The organism is Micromonospora sp. LOL_021, assembly GCF_048060215.1.
GTDB lineage: Bacteria > Actinomycetota > Actinomycetes > Mycobacteriales > Micromonosporaceae > Micromonospora_E.
On sequence record NZ_JBHMIN010000086.1, the window covers coordinates 1 to 15822 of the forward strand.

The 15822-nt window shown below is 74.2% G+C and carries 11 protein-coding genes and 1 pseudogene; 9 read left to right on the forward strand and 3 right to left on the reverse strand.

Annotated elements, in window-relative coordinates; all coding sequences use genetic code 11:
- Positions 1-83: 83 nt before the first annotated feature.
- On the reverse strand, positions 84-2819 hold the full coding sequence (locus ACFHWT_RS30210) for a molybdopterin-dependent oxidoreductase (RefSeq protein ID WP_416598054.1): 2736 nt from the start codon (positions 2817-2819) through the stop codon (positions 84-86).
- Positions 2816-3661: an FAD binding domain-containing protein gene (locus ACFHWT_RS30215; protein ID WP_416598055.1), complete on the reverse strand. Its 846-nt coding sequence runs from the start codon at positions 3659-3661 to the stop codon at positions 2816-2818. Before ACFHWT_RS30215 ends, ACFHWT_RS30210 begins: the two co-directional genes overlap by 4 nt.
- 138 nt (positions 3662-3799) lie before the next feature.
- Here ACFHWT_RS30215 and ACFHWT_RS30220 point away from each other — a divergent pair, with 138 nt between their 5' ends.
- Both ACFHWT_RS30220 and ACFHWT_RS30225 read left to right on the forward strand, forming a co-directional pair.
- The gene (locus ACFHWT_RS30220; RefSeq protein WP_416598056.1) at positions 3800-4444 is read left to right on the forward strand and encodes a nucleotidyltransferase family protein; all 645 of its coding nucleotides are present in this window, start codon (positions 3800-3802) and stop codon (positions 4442-4444) included.
- Positions 4441-5682, forward strand: a complete 1242-nt coding sequence (locus tag ACFHWT_RS30225; RefSeq protein WP_416598057.1) for an XdhC family protein — start codon at positions 4441-4443, stop codon at positions 5680-5682. Before ACFHWT_RS30220 ends, ACFHWT_RS30225 begins: the two co-directional genes overlap by 4 nt.
- On the opposite strand, the pseudogene ACFHWT_RS30230 reads toward ACFHWT_RS30225, so the two are convergent.
- Positions 5629-7110, reverse strand: a pseudogene (locus ACFHWT_RS30230) (PucR family transcriptional regulator); the annotation flags it as partial. The gene ACFHWT_RS30225 and the pseudogene ACFHWT_RS30230 overlap by 54 nt on opposite strands.
- Positions 7111-7250: 140 nt before the next feature.
- Here ACFHWT_RS30230 and uraD point away from each other — a divergent pair.
- The 7 genes from uraD (at position 7251) to alc (ending at position 15692) form a co-directional block, all read left to right on the forward strand.
- Complete coding sequence (gene uraD, locus ACFHWT_RS30235) at positions 7251-8132, forward strand: 2-oxo-4-hydroxy-4-carboxy-5-ureidoimidazoline decarboxylase (protein WP_416598058.1); 882 nt, start codon at positions 7251-7253, stop codon at positions 8130-8132.
- A gap of 4 nt (positions 8133-8136) precedes the next feature.
- Positions 8137-8997 carry a factor-independent urate hydroxylase gene (pucL, locus tag ACFHWT_RS30240; RefSeq protein ID WP_416598059.1) on the forward strand — a complete coding sequence of 287 codons (861 nt, stop codon included), beginning with the start codon at positions 8137-8139 and terminating at the stop codon, positions 8995-8997.
- Entirely contained in the window at positions 8994-10394 is a 1401-nt protein-coding gene (locus tag ACFHWT_RS30245) for an 8-oxoguanine deaminase (protein ID WP_416598060.1), read from the forward strand. The genes pucL and ACFHWT_RS30245 overlap by 4 nt, the downstream gene beginning before the upstream one ends.
- An 80-nt stretch (positions 10395-10474) precedes the next feature.
- Positions 10475-12016 carry a malate synthase A gene (gene aceB, locus ACFHWT_RS30250; RefSeq protein ID WP_416598064.1) on the forward strand — a complete coding sequence of 514 codons (1542 nt, stop codon included), beginning with the start codon at positions 10475-10477 and terminating at the stop codon, positions 12014-12016.
- Positions 12016-13302, forward strand: coding sequence for a DUF6986 family protein (locus tag ACFHWT_RS30255; protein WP_416598061.1), 1287 nt, complete (start codon positions 12016-12018; stop codon positions 13300-13302). The genes aceB and ACFHWT_RS30255 overlap by 1 nt, the downstream gene beginning before the upstream one ends.
- Positions 13292-14617 carry an allantoinase AllB gene (gene allB / locus ACFHWT_RS30260; RefSeq protein ID WP_416598062.1) on the forward strand — a complete coding sequence of 442 codons (1326 nt, stop codon included), beginning with the start codon at positions 13292-13294 and terminating at the stop codon, positions 14615-14617. The genes ACFHWT_RS30255 and allB overlap by 11 nt, the downstream gene beginning before the upstream one ends.
- Positions 14607-15692, forward strand: a complete 1086-nt coding sequence (alc, locus tag ACFHWT_RS30265) for an allantoicase (protein WP_416598063.1) — start codon at positions 14607-14609, stop codon at positions 15690-15692. The genes allB and alc overlap by 11 nt, the downstream gene beginning before the upstream one ends.
- The last annotated feature ends 130 nt before the right edge of the window (positions 15693-15822 follow it).

The window sequence follows — 15822 nt, forward strand, 5'->3', positions numbered from 1 at the left end:
ATGGTCATGCAGCAGCACCTTCGGCGCCCGAACGATCTCCGCCAACGAAACAGCCACCATGAGAAACTTTCTTCCTTTAGTCGTTACTGGCCGCCGGCCGGGCTGTGCCGCAGCCGGTCCCACACCCGGTCGGAGGTGAACGGCAGATCGGTGAAGCGGACTCCGGTCGCGTCCCGCAGCGCGTTCGCCAGTGCGGCGGCCACCGGATTGAACGGGCTCTCGCTCATCGACTTCGCGCCCGCCGGCCCGAGCGGGTCGCTGGTCCGGGCGAACAGCACCTCGGTGAGCGGCACGTCGGCATAGGTCGGCAGGTGGTAGCTGCGGAAGTCGTCGGTCACCACCCGACCGCGGTCGTCGATGTCCACGTGTTCGGTGAGGGCGGCACCGAGAGCCTGCGCCACCCCACCCTCCACCTGCCCCCGGCACTGCATCGGGTTGAGCACCGTGCCGGCGTCCGCGCTGTGCACGCTGCGCAGGATCCGGATCTCCCCGCTGTCCGGGTCGACCGCTACCCGGAACCAGTGGGCGTCGAAGGCCACCGAGCGGTGAGCCCCGTCGGCGTGCCCCTCGGCGGTGAGCGGCCGGCCGGCCGTCGACGCGGCCCGGGCCAGGTCGACCAGATCGATCCGCCGGCCGGCGCACCGCACCGTCGTCGCGTCCACCCGGCATTCCCGCCGGTCGACGCCGGTCGCCTGCGCGGCGGCGTCGACCAGCACGTCTCGCAGCGCGAGCGCGGCGCGCTGGGCGGCGGTGCCGGCCACCACGGTGCCGGTCGAGGCGAACGCACCCGTGTCGTGATCGACCAGGGCGGTGTCCGACTGCCGGATCCGGATCCGGTCCACGGTGGTGGCCAGCGCGTCGGCGACCAACTGCCGGTGCACGGTGGTCGAACCGTTGCCGAACTCGGCCATCCCGATGTCCAGCTGGTAGCCGCCGTCGGCGTCGAGGGTGACTCGGGCCCGGCCGTGGTGACCGCCCGGTGGTCCGGTGGCGATCATCGCCACCGCCAGGCCGTCGCCGACCAGCCAGCCGGCTGCGGCGTCCTCCCGCCGGGTCTCGTCCCGGGCCCGCTGAATCAGCTCCAGGCACTGGTCCAGACCGTAGCTGTGCACCCGTACGGTGTCGTCGTGCCCGACCGGGGTGACCAGCGGATCCTGCGGGCCGATCACGTTACGGGCCCGGAACGCGACCGGGTCGAACCCGAGCCGGCGGGCCAGCTCGTCCACGGCGGACTCCACCGCGAACGACACCTGACCCAGTCCGTAGCCGCGGAACGCGCCGGCCGGCACCGTGTTGGTGTAGACCGACCAACCGTCGACCTGCTTGTTCGGGCACCGGTAGAGGGCCACCGACTCGCTGCAGCCGTGCGCCAGCACCGCCGGGCCGTGGTTGCCGTACGCGCCGGTGTCCGCGACCACGTGCAGCCGGATCGCGGTCAGCGTCCCGTCGCGGCGCCCCGCCACCGTCACCCGGGTGTCGAACGGATGCCGGGTGGTCGCCGCAGTGAACTGTTCGGCCCTGGTGAACTCCAGTTTCACCGGTCGTCCGGTGCGCAGCGCGGCCAGCGCCGCCACGTCCTCGACGAGCATCTCCTGCTTGCCGCCGAACCCGCCGCCGACCCGGCCGGCGACCACCCGGACCTTCTCGGTTGGCAGGCCGAACAGCCGGGCCAGCGCCCGTCGGGTCAGGTACGGCGTCTGGGTGCTGGACCGCACGGTCAGCCCGCCGTCCGGCTCCGGCCAGGCGATCGCCCCGTGCGTCTCCAGGTGAGCGTGCTGCACCCGCTGGGTGCGAAACGTCGCTGTGTAGACCTCGTCGGCGTCGGCCAGCGCCCGGTCGACGTCGCCGATCTCACCGTGCACCTCACCGGCCACGTTGTCCGCCGGCCGGGCGATGCCGCTGACCGCCGGATCCACGTCGTGCAGGACAGGCGCGCCCGGGAGCATCGCCGCCGCCGGGTCGAACACCGCCGGCAGCGGCTGGTAGCTGACCCGGACCAGGTTGGCGGCCGTCTCGGCGGCCGCCTCGGTCTCGGCGACCACCGCCGCCACCCGCTGCCCGACGAAGCGGACCACGTCGTCAAGGAGCCGGGTGTCGGCCGGGTCCTCGCGCGGGTTCTCGTGCTGGGCGGTGGAGTACCGCAGGTCGGGGCAGTCGTGGTGGGTGAGTACCGCCAGGACCCCGGGTACCCGCACCGCGTCGTCGGTGTCGACATCGACGATCCGGGCGTGCGGCACCGTCGAGCGGACCAACTTCAGGTGGGCCAGCCCGGGAACATCGACGTCGAAGGTGAACCGGGCGGTGCCGGTGACGATCTGCCGGGCGGCCGGGGCGGCCACGTTGCCGCCGACCGCCGGGCAGCCAGGGCCGCCGTCTGCGGTGCCGGTCACGTGCCGCACCCCGTCGAGCGCGTCGCGGATCGCCCGATAGCCGGTGCACCGGCACAGGTTGCCCTTCAACGCGCGCGGCAGGTCAGCGTGCTGGTCGTCGTCGAGGGCGGCGACCGTCATCACCAGTCCGGCCGTGCAGAACCCGCACTGGAATCCCTGCGCGTCGAGGAACCGCTGCTGCACCGGGTGCAGCGTGTCGCCGTCGGCCAGTCCTTCGACGGTGGTCACCGACCGGCCCTCGGCCCGTACCGCCGGGTAGACACAGCTGTGTACCGGGACTCCGTCGACGTGTACGGTGCACGCCCCGCAGTCCCCGGCGTCGCAGCCCTTCTTCACGCCGTACCAGCCCTGGTCGCGCAGGAACGTGCGCAGGCACTGGCCGGCGGCGGGTTCCCCGGCGGCGGCGGTGCCGTTCACCACGACGCTCACCGGCCGTCCTCGCCGTCGGTGCCGGCCGCGGCCAGTTCGGCCCGGACCTGGTCGGCCATCCGCAGCGTGCGGTGCCGCCGCCAGCGCGGCAGACCGTGCACGTCGTCGACCCAGCCGGCGGCGGCGCATCCGGCGTCGACCCGGTCCAGCAGTTCGGGCCCGGTCGGTGCGGCCGGCAGCGACAGCACCACCGGGCGGCGGGTGGCTGCGGTCACCGACATCGTCCACCCGCCGGTGTCCTGGTCGACCGAGCCGATGACCAGCGCCGCCGACCGGCCGTGCCGGAACAGCGACGCCCGGCGCATCGCGTACCGGGCTCGAGCGGCGGCTGCCGGCAGCCGGACGCCGCGCAGGTACTCGCCGGTGTCGAGCACTGTTGCACCGACGTCGCGGATGAATCCGTCGGCGGGCACCCGGCGCTGCCCGCCGGTCAGGTCGGTGAGCAGGTACTCGGCCCGGGTCGCCACCGCCAGCGACGTCATCGGACCGGCCGGCAGCGCCGCACAGATGTTGCCGCCGACGGTTGCCACGTTCCAGATCTTGCGGGAGGCGAGGAACGCGTCGCAGCAGCCGGCGACCAGCGCCGTCACCCGATTCCAGCCGGGCGGCGGGGCGAACCGGGCGAGCTCGGCGACGGTGCAGGTAGCGGCGATCTCCAGCCCGTCGTAATCGATCCGGATCGACGGCCAGCGCAGCCGGGTCAGGTCACGCAGCCGGCGCACCCCGGGCTGAGGTTGCGAGAACAGGTAGCTGCCGCCGGCGAGCCAGCGGTCACCGGGGCGCCAGGCGTCGGCGTCGGCGTCGATCACGTCGGAGACGGTATGCAGATCCACGGTCCGCATCGTCCGTCGCCGCCGTCGGCCCGGACAATGACGGCGAAACACAATCCCGACCCGCCGATCAGCCGGGTGGTTGGACGAAGCTACAAGGCGTACCCGGGCGCCTTGACCGGGTGATCAGCCGCTGCCCATCGTTGACGGGTGCTTGCCGGAATCGTCCTCGCCGCCGGCGCCGGCCACCGCTACGGTCGGCCCAAGGCGCTGGTCCGTCTCAACGGGACCGTGTTGGTGTCCCGGGCCGTCGAGACGCTGCGCTCGGCCGGCTGCCGGCCGGTGATCGTGGTGCTCGGCGCGGCGGCCGACGCGGTGCGGGCGAGTGCCGACCTGGCCGGTGCCGTGCCGGCGGTCAACCCGGACTGGGCCAGCGGGATGGGCTCGTCGTTGCGGGTCGGCCTGGCGGCGGTGGGCACCAGCCCGGCGGACGCCGCGGCCGTCCTGCTGGTCGACGTGCCGGGGATCGGTCCAGCGGCGGTCCGCCGGGTGGCGGCCGGCGCCGATCGGCGGACGCTGGCCGCGGCCAGCTACGTCGACGGGCGGCCGGGGCATCCCGTGGTGCTTGGTCGGGCACACTGGACGGCGGTGGCGGCGTCGGCGACCGGTGACACCGGCGCCCGCGACTATCTGCGGGCCCACCCCGACCAGCTGCGTCTGGTGCCGTGCGGCGACGTGGCCGACCCGACCGACCTGGACCGGCCCGGCGACCTCGATCGGTTCGCCGACCTCGACCGGCTCATCGAGGGCGGCGGGTCCGGCGGTGCATCGGCCCGGACGGTGGCGACCGGATGATCGGGCCGGTCCTCGACGAGGCGATGCGCTGGTGGTACGCCGGTGAGCAGGTGGCCGTCGCGACGGTGACCGCCACCGCCGGTAGCGCACCCCGGCCACCGGGCACCAGCATGCTCGTGGCCCCGGACGGTACGGTCACCGGAAGCGTCTCGGCCGGCTGCGTCGAGGCCGCCATCTACCAGCTGTGCCGTACCGTGCTGGAGACCGGCGAGGGGCGGCTGGCGCGCTTCGGCGACACCGGCGACGAGCTCTTCGAGCCCGGTCTGACCTGCGGCGGCACCATCGAGGTGTACGTGCAGCGGGTGGACCGCGACAGCGTGCCGCAGCTGGACCGGCTGCACGCGGCGACCCGGACCGCCCGCCCGGTCGCGGTGGTCACCTGCCTGACCGGGCCGCCGGCCAGCCAGGGCCGCTGGCTGCTCGTCGACGCCGATGGTCAATGGGGTTCGCTCGGCGGGCCGACCCTGGACGCGACGGCCGTCCGGGTCGCCCGCCCGGCCCTGGACACCGGGCGGACCACGCTCGTCCAGCCCGCCGCCGGCACCACCCTGCTGGTCCTCGGCATTCTGCCACCGCCCCGGATGATCATCTGCGGGGCGACCGACTTCACCGCCGCGCTCGCCCGGCAGGGCCGGTTCCTCGGCTACCGGGTGACGGTCTGCGACGCCCGCGCGGTCTTCACCACCCGGCAGCGGTTCCCGGACGCCGACGACGTGGTCGTCGACTGGCCGCACCGCTACCTGGGCGCCGAGGCCGCCGCCGGTCGGGTCGACCCGCGTACGGTGCTCTGCGTACTCACCCACGACCCGAAGTTCGACGTACCGCTGCTGCGGACCGCGCTCAACCTGCCGCTGGCCTACATCGGGGCGATGGGATCCCGGCGCAGCGCCGCCGACCGGGCGGCCCGGCTGCGTGCCGTCGGGGTGCCGCCGGCCGCGTTGACCCGGCTGTCCGCACCGATCGGGCTGGACCTGGGGGCGGTGACCCCGGAGGAGACCGCGGTCAGTATCGCCGCCGAGATCGTCGCGGCCCGCACCGGCCGCGACGGCGGACGGTTGACCGCCGGCCAGGGCTCGATCCACCCGGCGCAGCACGGGCCTGCGGCGCACGGGTCAGCCGGCGGTGAGCCGCAACGCCAGGAAGAAGTCCACCCGGTCCTCGAACCGGCCGAGGTCCCGGCCGGTCAACTGCTCTATCCGGCCGATCCGGTACCGCAACGTGTTGACGTGCACATGTAGCCGTTGCGCGCAGCGGCTCCACGATCCGTCACAGTCGAGAAAAGCCGACAGCGTACGCAGCAGGTCGGCATGGTGCGCCCGGTCGTACTCCTCGACCGGCCCGAGCAGCCGGCTGCGGAACCCCTGCCGGGTGCCGGCCGGCACCCCGGCCAGCAGCAGCGAATGCGACGCCAGGTCACCGGCGGCCACCACACTGACCGGGCCGGTCGCGGTGCCGGTGGCGGACCGGTGCGCGTGCAGCGCCTCCTCGACCGCCCCGCCCAGCCCGACGGCGCCCACGCCGGCGTCGGAGACGCCCAGGATGAGCCGGCCGCCGCGCAGCCCCGGCGCCATCCGGTCGGCGGCGGCGACCAGCGCCGAACCTATGGTGCCGGCGTCCTGCGGAGGCAGCGCCAGCACGGCGAGCGCCCCCGAGGGCAGGTCGGGTTCGAGTACGGTTACCGCCCGGTCGGGCGCCAGCCGGTCGAGGAACTCGTCGACCACGGCGACGGTCAGCGTCGCCGGCGCGCGCATCCCGTCCAGCGTGGCGGCGACCGCGACGAACGTGGCGTCCGGGTCGAGCCGGGCGGCCAGCAGCGCGGCCCGCAGCCCGGCGAGGTCCCCCGGCGTCCGCAGCGCCGTCCGCAGCTGGCCGGCCAACCGCGCCTCCACCCGGGCGGCCTCGTCCAGGTGAGCCCGTTCCAGCGCCACCACGCTGGTCAGCTCGTCGACGGTGCCGGGCAGCGCGTCGAGCGCGCCCCGGCAGGCCACCAACCAGGCCGCCAGCCGGTGCTCGGCCCGGCCGGGCACCCCGAACACGGAGAACTGCTCGCCGTCGACCGTCACGGTCGCGGGCAGCCGCTGCGCGGTCAGGAAGGCGCGGCTCAGCGCCTCGGCGACCGGATCGGCCAGCTCGGCCGTGCCGGCCACCACCCGGCCGCTGGTGGTCAACGTCCAGCAGTCGGTGTCGATCGCCGCGGCGACGGTCGGCAGCAGATCGGTCAGCCGGGCGCCGGCGGCCATCGCGGCGACCAGTCCGCGCTGCCGGCCCAGCACCGCCGCCAGCGAGCTGGCCCGCTGCGCCCACAGGGTCGGGTGAACGTCGTCGATGATGTCGCGGAACGACACGTCGGCGGGCACCTCGAACAGCGGTAGCCGGTGCCGGCGGCAGGCGGCGACCAGATCGCGGGGCACGCTGCCGTGCAGCGCCTCACCCGCGCCCAGCGCGGTCACCCCGGCGGCGGCCAGCGCCGCGACGAAGACCTCGGAATCGGCCGGCCCCCGGTGCCACATGAGGCCGGTGAGCACCAGGTCTGCGGTGGCCACGTAGCGGCCCGGGTCGGGCAGGTCGATGACGTTGACCCGGCCGACGGTGCGGTCCCGACCGTCGTCGCCGGTCAGCGGCACCAGCTTCAGATGGGCCTTGTCGAGCACGTCGGCCAGCAGCACAGGGGTCGCCTCCGGTCACGGTGATTGGATGAACCTCCAAAACCGTACGGTGACGATGTTTCGTCTTTGGTCCCTGCGCCGCTACCGGCCGGCTCGCCGCAACTGCTTGACTGCTGCTGCCCAGCGAAAGGGGGACCGGATTGGACCGCGGACTCGACGTGTTCAACACGTTGCCCGCCGATCATGTGCGGGAACTGCTGCTCAGTTGCTGCGCCGCGCCCGGCTGGGCCGCCGCGGTGGCGGCCGGCCGGCCGTACGCCGACCGGGCGGAGTTGACCGCCGCCGCGCGGGCACGGATCGGGGCGTTGCCCTGGCCGGAGGTGGTCGGCGCGGTCGCCGCCCACCCGCGGATCGGGCGGCCGCCCACCGGCACCGGCCGGGACGCCGAGTGGTCCCGTCGCGAGCAGGCGGCGGCGACGGCCGCTTCCGGCACGGCCGCTTCCGCCGCCGGCACCGTCGCTTCCGGCCCCGGCGTCGCGACCGAACTGGCTGAGGTCAACGACGCCTACGAGCAGCGGTTCGGGTACCGCTTCCTGATCTTCGCCAACGGTCGTGGCGCCGCGGAACTGGTGGCCGCCGCCCGGCAGCGGCTGCACCACGACCCGGACACCGAGCAGGGCGTGGTCCGCACCGAGCTCGGCGACATCGCCGCGCTGCGCCTGGGCCGGCTGGTCGACGACATGGCCGCGCCGGCGCCGCTGTCCAGTCACGTGCTGGACACCACCACCGGCACCCCGGCGGCCGGCATCGCCGTACGGCTCGACGCCGCCGACCCGGGGGGCGGCTGGCGCACCGTCGCCACCGGACACACCGACGCCGACGGCCGGCTGCGGGACTGGGCGCCGGGCGCCGGCTGGGCCGCCGGCACCTACCGGCTGGCGTTCGACGTGGCCGACCGGCTCGGGGTGGACGCCTTCTACACCGAGATCCCGGTGGTGTTCACCGTCCGCGACGCCGCCCGCCACCACCACGTACCGCTGCTGCTGAGCCCGTACGGCTACACCACCTATCGAGGGAGCTGACCGGATGGGAATCGTTCTGGGGCCGAACCGGTACGGCAAGGCGCAGACCCGGGTGGTCCGGGTGGACCGCGACGGCGACCGGCACACCCTGCGCGACCTCAACGTCTCCGTCGCGCTCGCCGGTGACCTCGCCGCCACCCACCTGACCGGCGACAACAGTCAGGTGCTGCCGACCGACACGCAGAAGAACACGGTGTACGCGTTCGCCCGTCGCCACGGCATCGCCAGCGCCGAGGAGTTCGGCCTGCTGCTGGCCCGGCACTTCGTGGACAGCCAGCCAGGCATCAGCCGGGCCCGGGTCGACATCGAACAGTACGACTGGCGACGGCTCGGTCCGCACTCGTTCGAACGCGACGGCGGCTCCACCCGTACCGCCACGGTCCGCTACGACGGCGACCGGGCGGAGGTGATCGCCGGCCTGTCCGACCTGGTCCTGCTCAACTCCACCGACTCGGAATTCCGGGGCTACGTCGTCGACCCGTACACCACCCTGCCGGAGACCGACGACCGGATCCTCGCCACCGCCGTGGACGCCCGGTGGCGCTACGCCGGCACCGCGCCGCCCGGCGGCTTCGACGCCGCCCACGCGGCGGTACGCCAGGCGCTGGTCGACGCGTTCGTCGGCACCTACAGCCGGTCCCTGCAGCAGACCCTGTACGCGATGGGTGAGCGGGTGCTGACCGACCGGCCCGACGTGGTGGAGGTGCGGCTGGCCCTGCCGAACAAGCACCACCTGCTGGTCGACCTGAGCCCGTTCGACCTGGACAACCCGAACAGCGTCTTCGTCGCCGCCGACCGGCCGTACGGACTGATCGAGGGCACCGTCACCCGCGACGACGCGCCGCCGGAGCTGGGGCAGTGGTGATCGTCGTCACCGGCGCCGCCGTCGCCACGGTCGACGCCGCCGGCACCGAGCACCGAGACGGGCATCTCGTCGTCGGCGACGACGGCCGGATCGCCGCCGTCGGCCCCGGTGACGTGCCCGCCGGTCTGCTCGACACGCTCACCGGCGGGGACCGGCACCGGGTACGCCGGATCGACGGCACCGGCTGCCTGGCCACCCCCGGCCTGGTCAACACCCACCACCACCTCTACCAGTGGGCCACCCGTGGCCTGGCCCAGCAGCAGAACCTGTTCGGCTGGCTGACCACCCTCTACCCGGTCTGGTCGCGGATGGACGCTGGCACGGTGCACGCCGCCGCCGCGGCCAACCTCGGCTGGCTGGCGCTGTCCGGCTGCACCACCAGCACCGACCACCACTACGTCTTTCCCCGCGACGGCGGTGACCTGTTCGCCGCCGAGATCGCCGCCGCGCGCCGGATCGGGCTGCGGTTTCATCCCTGCCGGGGTTCGATGGACCTCGGCCGCTCGGCCGGTGGGCTGCCCCCGGACTCCACCGTGGAGGACACGGACGCCGCGTTGGCCGCCACCGAGGCGGCGATCGACCGTTGGCACGACCCGGCGCCGGACTCGATGCTGCGGGTCGCCGTGGCCCCCTGCTCGCCGTTCTCGGTCACCCCCCGGCTGATGCGCGAGTCGGCCGAACTGGCCCGCCGCCGGGGGGTCCGACTGCACACCCACCTCGCCGAGACCGTCGAGGAGGAGGAGTACTGCCGGACCACGCACGGCTGCACCCCGGTGCAGTACGCCGAACAGCTCGGCTGGCTCGGTGACGACGTGTGGCTGGCGCACGGCGTCCACCTCGACGACGCGGCGGTGGCCCGGCTCGGCGCCACCGGCACCGGCGTCGCGCACTGTCCCAGCTCCAACGCCCGGCTCGGGGCCGGCACCGCCCGGGTGACCGATCTGCTCGCCGCCGGCGTGCCGGTCGGCCTGGGCGTCGACGGCGCCGCCAGTCAGGAGGTCGGCCACCTCGGTGCGGAGCTGCGCCAGTCGCTGTACGCCGCCCGGCTGCGCGGCGGACCTGCCGCGCTGACCGCCCGCGACGCCCTCGCGCTGGGCACCATCGGCGGCGCGCGCTGCCTGGGCCGGGCAGCCGAGATCGGCTCGCTGGAGGTGGGCAAGCTCGCCGACGTCGCGCTGTGGCGGGTCGACGGGCTGGGCCACGCCGGCATCGACGACCCGGTCGCCGCGCTGGTGCTCGGCCCGCCCGCCCCGGTGGAGCTGCTGCTGGTCGGCGGCCGGCCGGTCGTCGAACGCGCCGAGCTGCGTACCGCCGACGCCGCCGACCTGGCTCGCCAGGCCGCCCGTGCGCACCGGACCCTGATGTCCCCGGCCCCGTCGAACAGGAGTGACCTTTGATACCCCGCAGCCAGGTCGAACCGCTGCCACCGGCCGCGACCGTTCCGGCCCCGGCCGGCCAGTCGGTCGCCACCGGGGACGTGCTGACCGGCGACGCGCTGGCCTTCCTCACCGGACTGCACCGCCGGTTCGCCGGCCGGCGGACCGAGCTGCTCGCCGCCCGCGGCCGCCGCCGGGCCGACATCGCCCGCACCGGCCGGTTGGACTTCCGCGCCGACACCGCGCCGGTCCGGGCCGACAGCTGGACGGTGCCGCCGCCCCCGCCCGACCTGGCCGACCGGCGGGTGGAGATCACCGGGCCCACCGACCGGAAGATGACCGTCAACGCGTTGAACTCTGGTGCCCGGGTGTGGCTGGCCGACCTGGAGGACGCGAACACCCCGCACTGGGCGAACGTGATCGACGGGCAACGCAACCTCGCCGACGCCGTGCGGCGCACCATCGAGCTGCGGACCGAGACGAAGACCTACCGGCTCGGCCCCGGACCGTACCCGACGATCGTGGTCCGGCCCCGTGGCTGGCACCTCGACGAGCGGCACCTCGTCATCGACGACGCGCCGGCCGTCGGCGCGCTGGTCGACGCCGGCCTGTACCTGTTCCACAACGCCGCCGAGCTGCTGCGCCGGGGCAGCGGCCCCTACCTCTACCTGGCCAAGACGGAGAGCCACGAGGAGGCCGCGCTGTGGCACGACGTGTTCGTCCATGTCGAGCAGACGCTCGGCCTGCCGGCCGGCAGCATCCGGGCCACCGTGCTGATCGAGACGATCACCGCCGCGTTCGAGATGGACGAGATCCTGTGGGCACTCGGCCCGTACGCCGCCGGACTCAACGCCGGTCGGTGGGACTACCTGTTCAGCATCATCAAGAACTTCCGTGACGCCGGTGGGCGGTTCGTGCTGCCGGACCGGGCGGCGGTCACGATGACCGCGCCGTTCATGCGCGCCTACACCGAACTGCTGGTCGCCACCTGCCACCGGCGCGGCGCGATGGCGATCGGCGGCATGTCGGCCTTCATCCCCAACCGGCGGGACGCCGACGTCACCGCCCGCGCCGTCGACCAGGTCCGGGCCGACAAACGTCGGGAGGCCGCCGACGGCTTCGACGGGTCCTGGGTCGCCCACCCCGACCTGGTGCCGGCCTGCCGCGAGGTGTTCGACGAGGTCCTCGGCGACCGGCCCAACCAGCTCGACCGGCAACGCCCGGACGTGTCGGTCACCGCCGCGCAACTGCTGGACGTCGCCGCCACCGGCGGTGCCGTGACCGAGGCCGGGCTGCGCGCGAACGTCGCCGTCGCGGTGCGCTACCTGGAGGCCTGGCTGCGCGGCAACGGCGCGGTGGCGATCGACAACCTGATGGAGGACGCGGCCACCGCCGAAATCTCCCGGTCGCAGATCTGGCAGTGGATCCGCAACGGGGTACGGCTGCCCGACGGCACCCTGGTGACCGCCGACCTGGTCCGGGCCATCGGCGACGCCGAACTCGCCGCGATCCGCGCCGCGCTGACCGAACCGGACTGGGCGGCGAGTCGGTTCCCGCAGGCCCGGGCGTTGTTCGAGGAGGTCGCCCTTGGTCCCGACTACGTCGACTTCCTGACCCTGCCGGCGTACCGGTTGATCGACTGATGGCCCGGCTCGACCCGGCGGTGTACGCCGCGTTGGACGACCGGCTCGCCGACGTCGACGCCGCGCTGCGGGCCCGCTATCCGGGCGAGGCGTCGGGGCGCCAGCCGGTGCACACCGTGTACGTGCCCGCCGACCGGGTCACCGCCGACCTGGTGCCGACCTGGGGCGCGGCGGCGTTGGCCGCGCTGGACGCCCACCCGCCGGCACCGTACCCGGTCGAGCTGGACCGACGGGTACGCGCCAAACTGGCCCGCGAGCCGGTCGAGGACCTGCGCATCGACGTCGAGGACGGGTACGGCGTACGCGACGACGCCACCGAGGACGCCGACCTGCGGGCCGCGGCACGTGCGTTGACCGAGGCACGGGCCGCCGGTGTGGGCCCACCGCGCGTCGGGGTGCGGATCAAGTGTCTGGAGGCGGCCACCAGGCGGCGGGCGGTCCGCAGCCTCGACCTTTTCCTGGACGCCTGCGCTGGGCCGCCCGACGGCTTCGTGGTCACCCTGCCGAAGGTGAGCCACCCGGCCCAGGTCGCCGCGATGGTCGACGTCTGCGGCCGGCTCGAGCAGGCGTACGGGCTGGTGGACGGGGCGCTGCGGTTCGAGATCCAGATCGAGACTCCGGCGGCGATTCTCGCTCCCGACGGCACCGCGACCGTCGCCCGGCTGATCGGTGAGTCAGCCGGACGGTGTGCCGGACTCCACTTCGGCACCTACGACTACGGAACCGCCTGCGGCATCGCCGCCGATTACCTGAGTATGGACCATCCAAGTTCCGACCACGCGAAGGCCGTCATGCAGGTGGCCGCTGCCGGCACCGGTGTACCGCTCAGCGACGGCTCCACCAACATCCTGCCGGTCGGCGACACCGCGACCGTGCGCTCCGCCTGGCAGCGCCACGCCGATCTGGTCCGCAGATCCCTGGAACGCGGCTTCTACCAGGGCTGGGACCTGCACCCGCACCAGTTGCCGACCCGGTTCGCGGCGACCTACGCCTTCTACCGTGCCGGCCGGGAGCAAACCGTCCGGCGGCTCGACGCCTACCTCGCCCGCCGGTCCGGCGGAGTTCTCGACGAGCCGGCGACCGCCCGGGCGCTGGCCCGGTTCCTGCTGCGCGGGCTGGACTGCGGCGCTGTCGACCCGGCCGACGCCGGCTTCGACCGCACGGTACTGACCACCCTGGCCGGTCCGGGCGCCACCGAGGTCGCCCCGACCGCCGACCGCGATGCCGGGCCGACCGCCCACCTGCCGACCGCGTCCGGTGAGGAGCCCACCGACCATGCCCGTTGATCTGGTACTGCGGTCTCGCCGCACGGTGCTGCCCGACGGTGAGCGTCCGGCCGCAATCGCCGTCGGCGACGGTCGGATCGTCGCCGTCGCCGACTACCGGGAACACGTGCCGGCGACGGTCGACAGCGACCTCGGCAACGTCGCGCTGCTGCCCGGACTCGTCGACACCCACGTGCACGTCAACGAACCCGGCCGTACCGAGTGGGAAGGATTCTCCACCGCCACCCTGGCCGCCGCCTCCGGTGGCGTCACCACCATCGTCGACATGCCGTTGAACAGCCTTCCGCCGACCGTCGACCCGGCCGCGCTGGCCGTCAAACGGCGGGCCGCCGCCGGGCAGTGCCATGTCGACGTCGGCTTCTGGGGCGGCGCGGTCCCCGGCAACCAGCAGGTGATGCCCGACCTGTACGCCGCCGGGGTCTTCGGGTTCAAGGCGTTCCTCGCCGACTCCGGGGTGCCGGAGTTCCCCCCACTGGACACCGGTCAGCTCGCCGCCGCGTTGGCGGCCGTACCCGCCCTGTTCGTGGTGCACGCCGAGCAACCCGACCAGCTCATGGCCGCCGCCTCCTCGACCCGCTACCGGGACTTCCTCGCCAGCCGGCCGCCGGCGGCCGAGATCGAGGCGGTCACCGCCGCCATCGACGTCGCCCGCCGGGTCGGTGCCCGGCTGCACATCCTGCACCTGTCCGCTGCCGGCGCGGTGCCGGTGCTGGCCGCTGCCCGGCGGGCCGGGGTGCCGGTCAGCGCCGAGACCTGCCCGCACTACCTGACCCTGGCCGCCGAGGAGATCCCGGACGGGGCCACCGAGTTCAAGTGCTGTCCGCCGATCCGGCAACGCGACAACCAGGACGCGCTGTGGGCAGCCCTGGCCGACGGCACCATCTCCTGCGTGGTCTCCGACCATTCACCCTGCCCGCCCGCGCTGAAGGCACCCGACACCGGGGATTTCGCCGCCGCCTGGGGCGGTATCGCCTCGGTGCAGATGGGGCTGCCGGCAATCTGGACCGAAGCCCGTCGGCGCGGGTTCGGTCTCGGTGACGTGGTCCGGTGGATGTGCCAGGGGCCGGCCGACCTGGTGGGGCTGCCCACCAAGGGCCGGCTCGTCGTCGGCGCCGACGCCGATCTGGTCGCCTTCGACCCGGCGCCGAGCTACCACGTCGACCCCGCCCGGCTGCGGCAACGCCATCCCATCACCCCGTACGCCGGACGACGCCTGACCGGCATCGTCCGGGCCACCTGGCTGCGCGGCGCACCGGTCACCCCGGATGCGCCGCGCGGCCGCCTTCTGTCGCGAGAGGGGACCGTTGACAGGTAGTCACGCATCCACGCCACCGCCCGGTCCGCCGGACGGATCCGACCCGACCCGACTGCCCGACCTGGCGTCCCGCGCCCTCGGCGGGGGAGTGGTCGCCGCCAACGACGAGTTCTTCGCCGCCGCCGACAACCTGGTCGACCCGCGCCCGCCGGTCTTCGCCGCCGGCACCTTCGGGGCGAAGGGCCAGGTGTACGACGGTTGGGAAACCCGCCGCCGTCGCCAACCCGGCGCGGACCACGCCGTCGTCCGGCTCGGTGCCCCGGGCGTGGTCCGGGCCGTGCTGATCGACACCGCGCATTTCACCGGCAACTACCCGCCGTACGCGGCGGTGGACGGTTGCTCACTCGACGGCTATCCCGGGCCGCAGGAACTCGCCGCGGCGCGGTGGACCCCGCTGGTGCCCCGCACCGCGCTGGCCGGGGACAGCCAGCTGGTCGTCCCGGTCGACGTGCCGGCACGGCAGACCCACGTACGGTTGACGATCTTTCCCGACGGCGGGGTCGCCCGGCTGCGGGTGTACGGCGAGCCGGTGCCCGACCCGGATCTGCTGACCGAGGTGCTCGACCTTGCCGCGGTCGAGCACGGTAGCCGGGTCGAGGCGTGCAGCGACCGGTTTTACGGATCCCCGCAGCAGCTGCTGCTACCCGGGCCGGCCCGTACGATGGGCGAGGGCTGGGAGACCGCCCGCCGCCGCGACGACGGCAACGACTGGGTCCAGGTCCGGCTCTGTGCCGTCGGCGTCGTCGAGTTCGTCGAGCTGGACACCAGCCACTTCAAGGGCAACGCCCCGGCGGCGGCCCGGCTGCTCGGCACCGACCTCACCGGCACCGATCCGGCCCTCGACGGCGGCTCCGGCGTTGACTCCACCGACTGGCCGGAGCTGCTGCCGTTGACCCCGTTGCAACCGGACACCCGGCACCGTTTCCGGCTGGACCGGCCCCGCCCGGTCAGCCACGTCCGGCTGGACATCCATCCCGACGGCGGGATGGCCCGGCTGCGCCTGTTCGGCCGGCTCACCACCGTCGGCGCCGCCGACCTAGCCGCCCGATACCGGACGGCGGCTGCGTCCGGCTGACCTGGCCGGGACATACGTCGAAGGGCCGGACCCCGGGTGCGGGGTCCGGCCCTTCGACGCTGTGTCTGCGGTCAGCTGTTCCAGTGCTGGGCGACGAGTTCGGCGGCCTGGGTCTCCCACTGCGCGTAGT

What these genes read in the sequence shown, in the direction of transcription:
- ACFHWT_RS30255 (WP_416598061.1), top strand. Translation starts at nt 12,016, where the DNA reads ATGGCCCGGCTCGACCCGGCGGTGTACGCCGCGTTGGACGACCGGCTC.
- pucL (WP_416598059.1), top strand. Translation starts at nt 8,137, where the DNA reads ATGGGAATCGTTCTGGGGCCGAACCGGTACGGCAAGGCGCAGACCCGG.
- ACFHWT_RS30225 (WP_416598057.1), top strand. Translation starts at nt 4,441, where the DNA reads ATGATCGGGCCGGTCCTCGACGAGGCGATGCGCTGGTGGTACGCCGGT.
- ACFHWT_RS30215 (WP_416598055.1), bottom strand. Translation starts at nt 3,661, where the DNA reads ATGCGGACCGTGGATCTGCATACCGTCTCCGACGTGATCGACGCCGAC.
- allB (WP_416598062.1), top strand. Translation starts at nt 13,292, where the DNA reads ATGCCCGTTGATCTGGTACTGCGGTCTCGCCGCACGGTGCTGCCCGAC.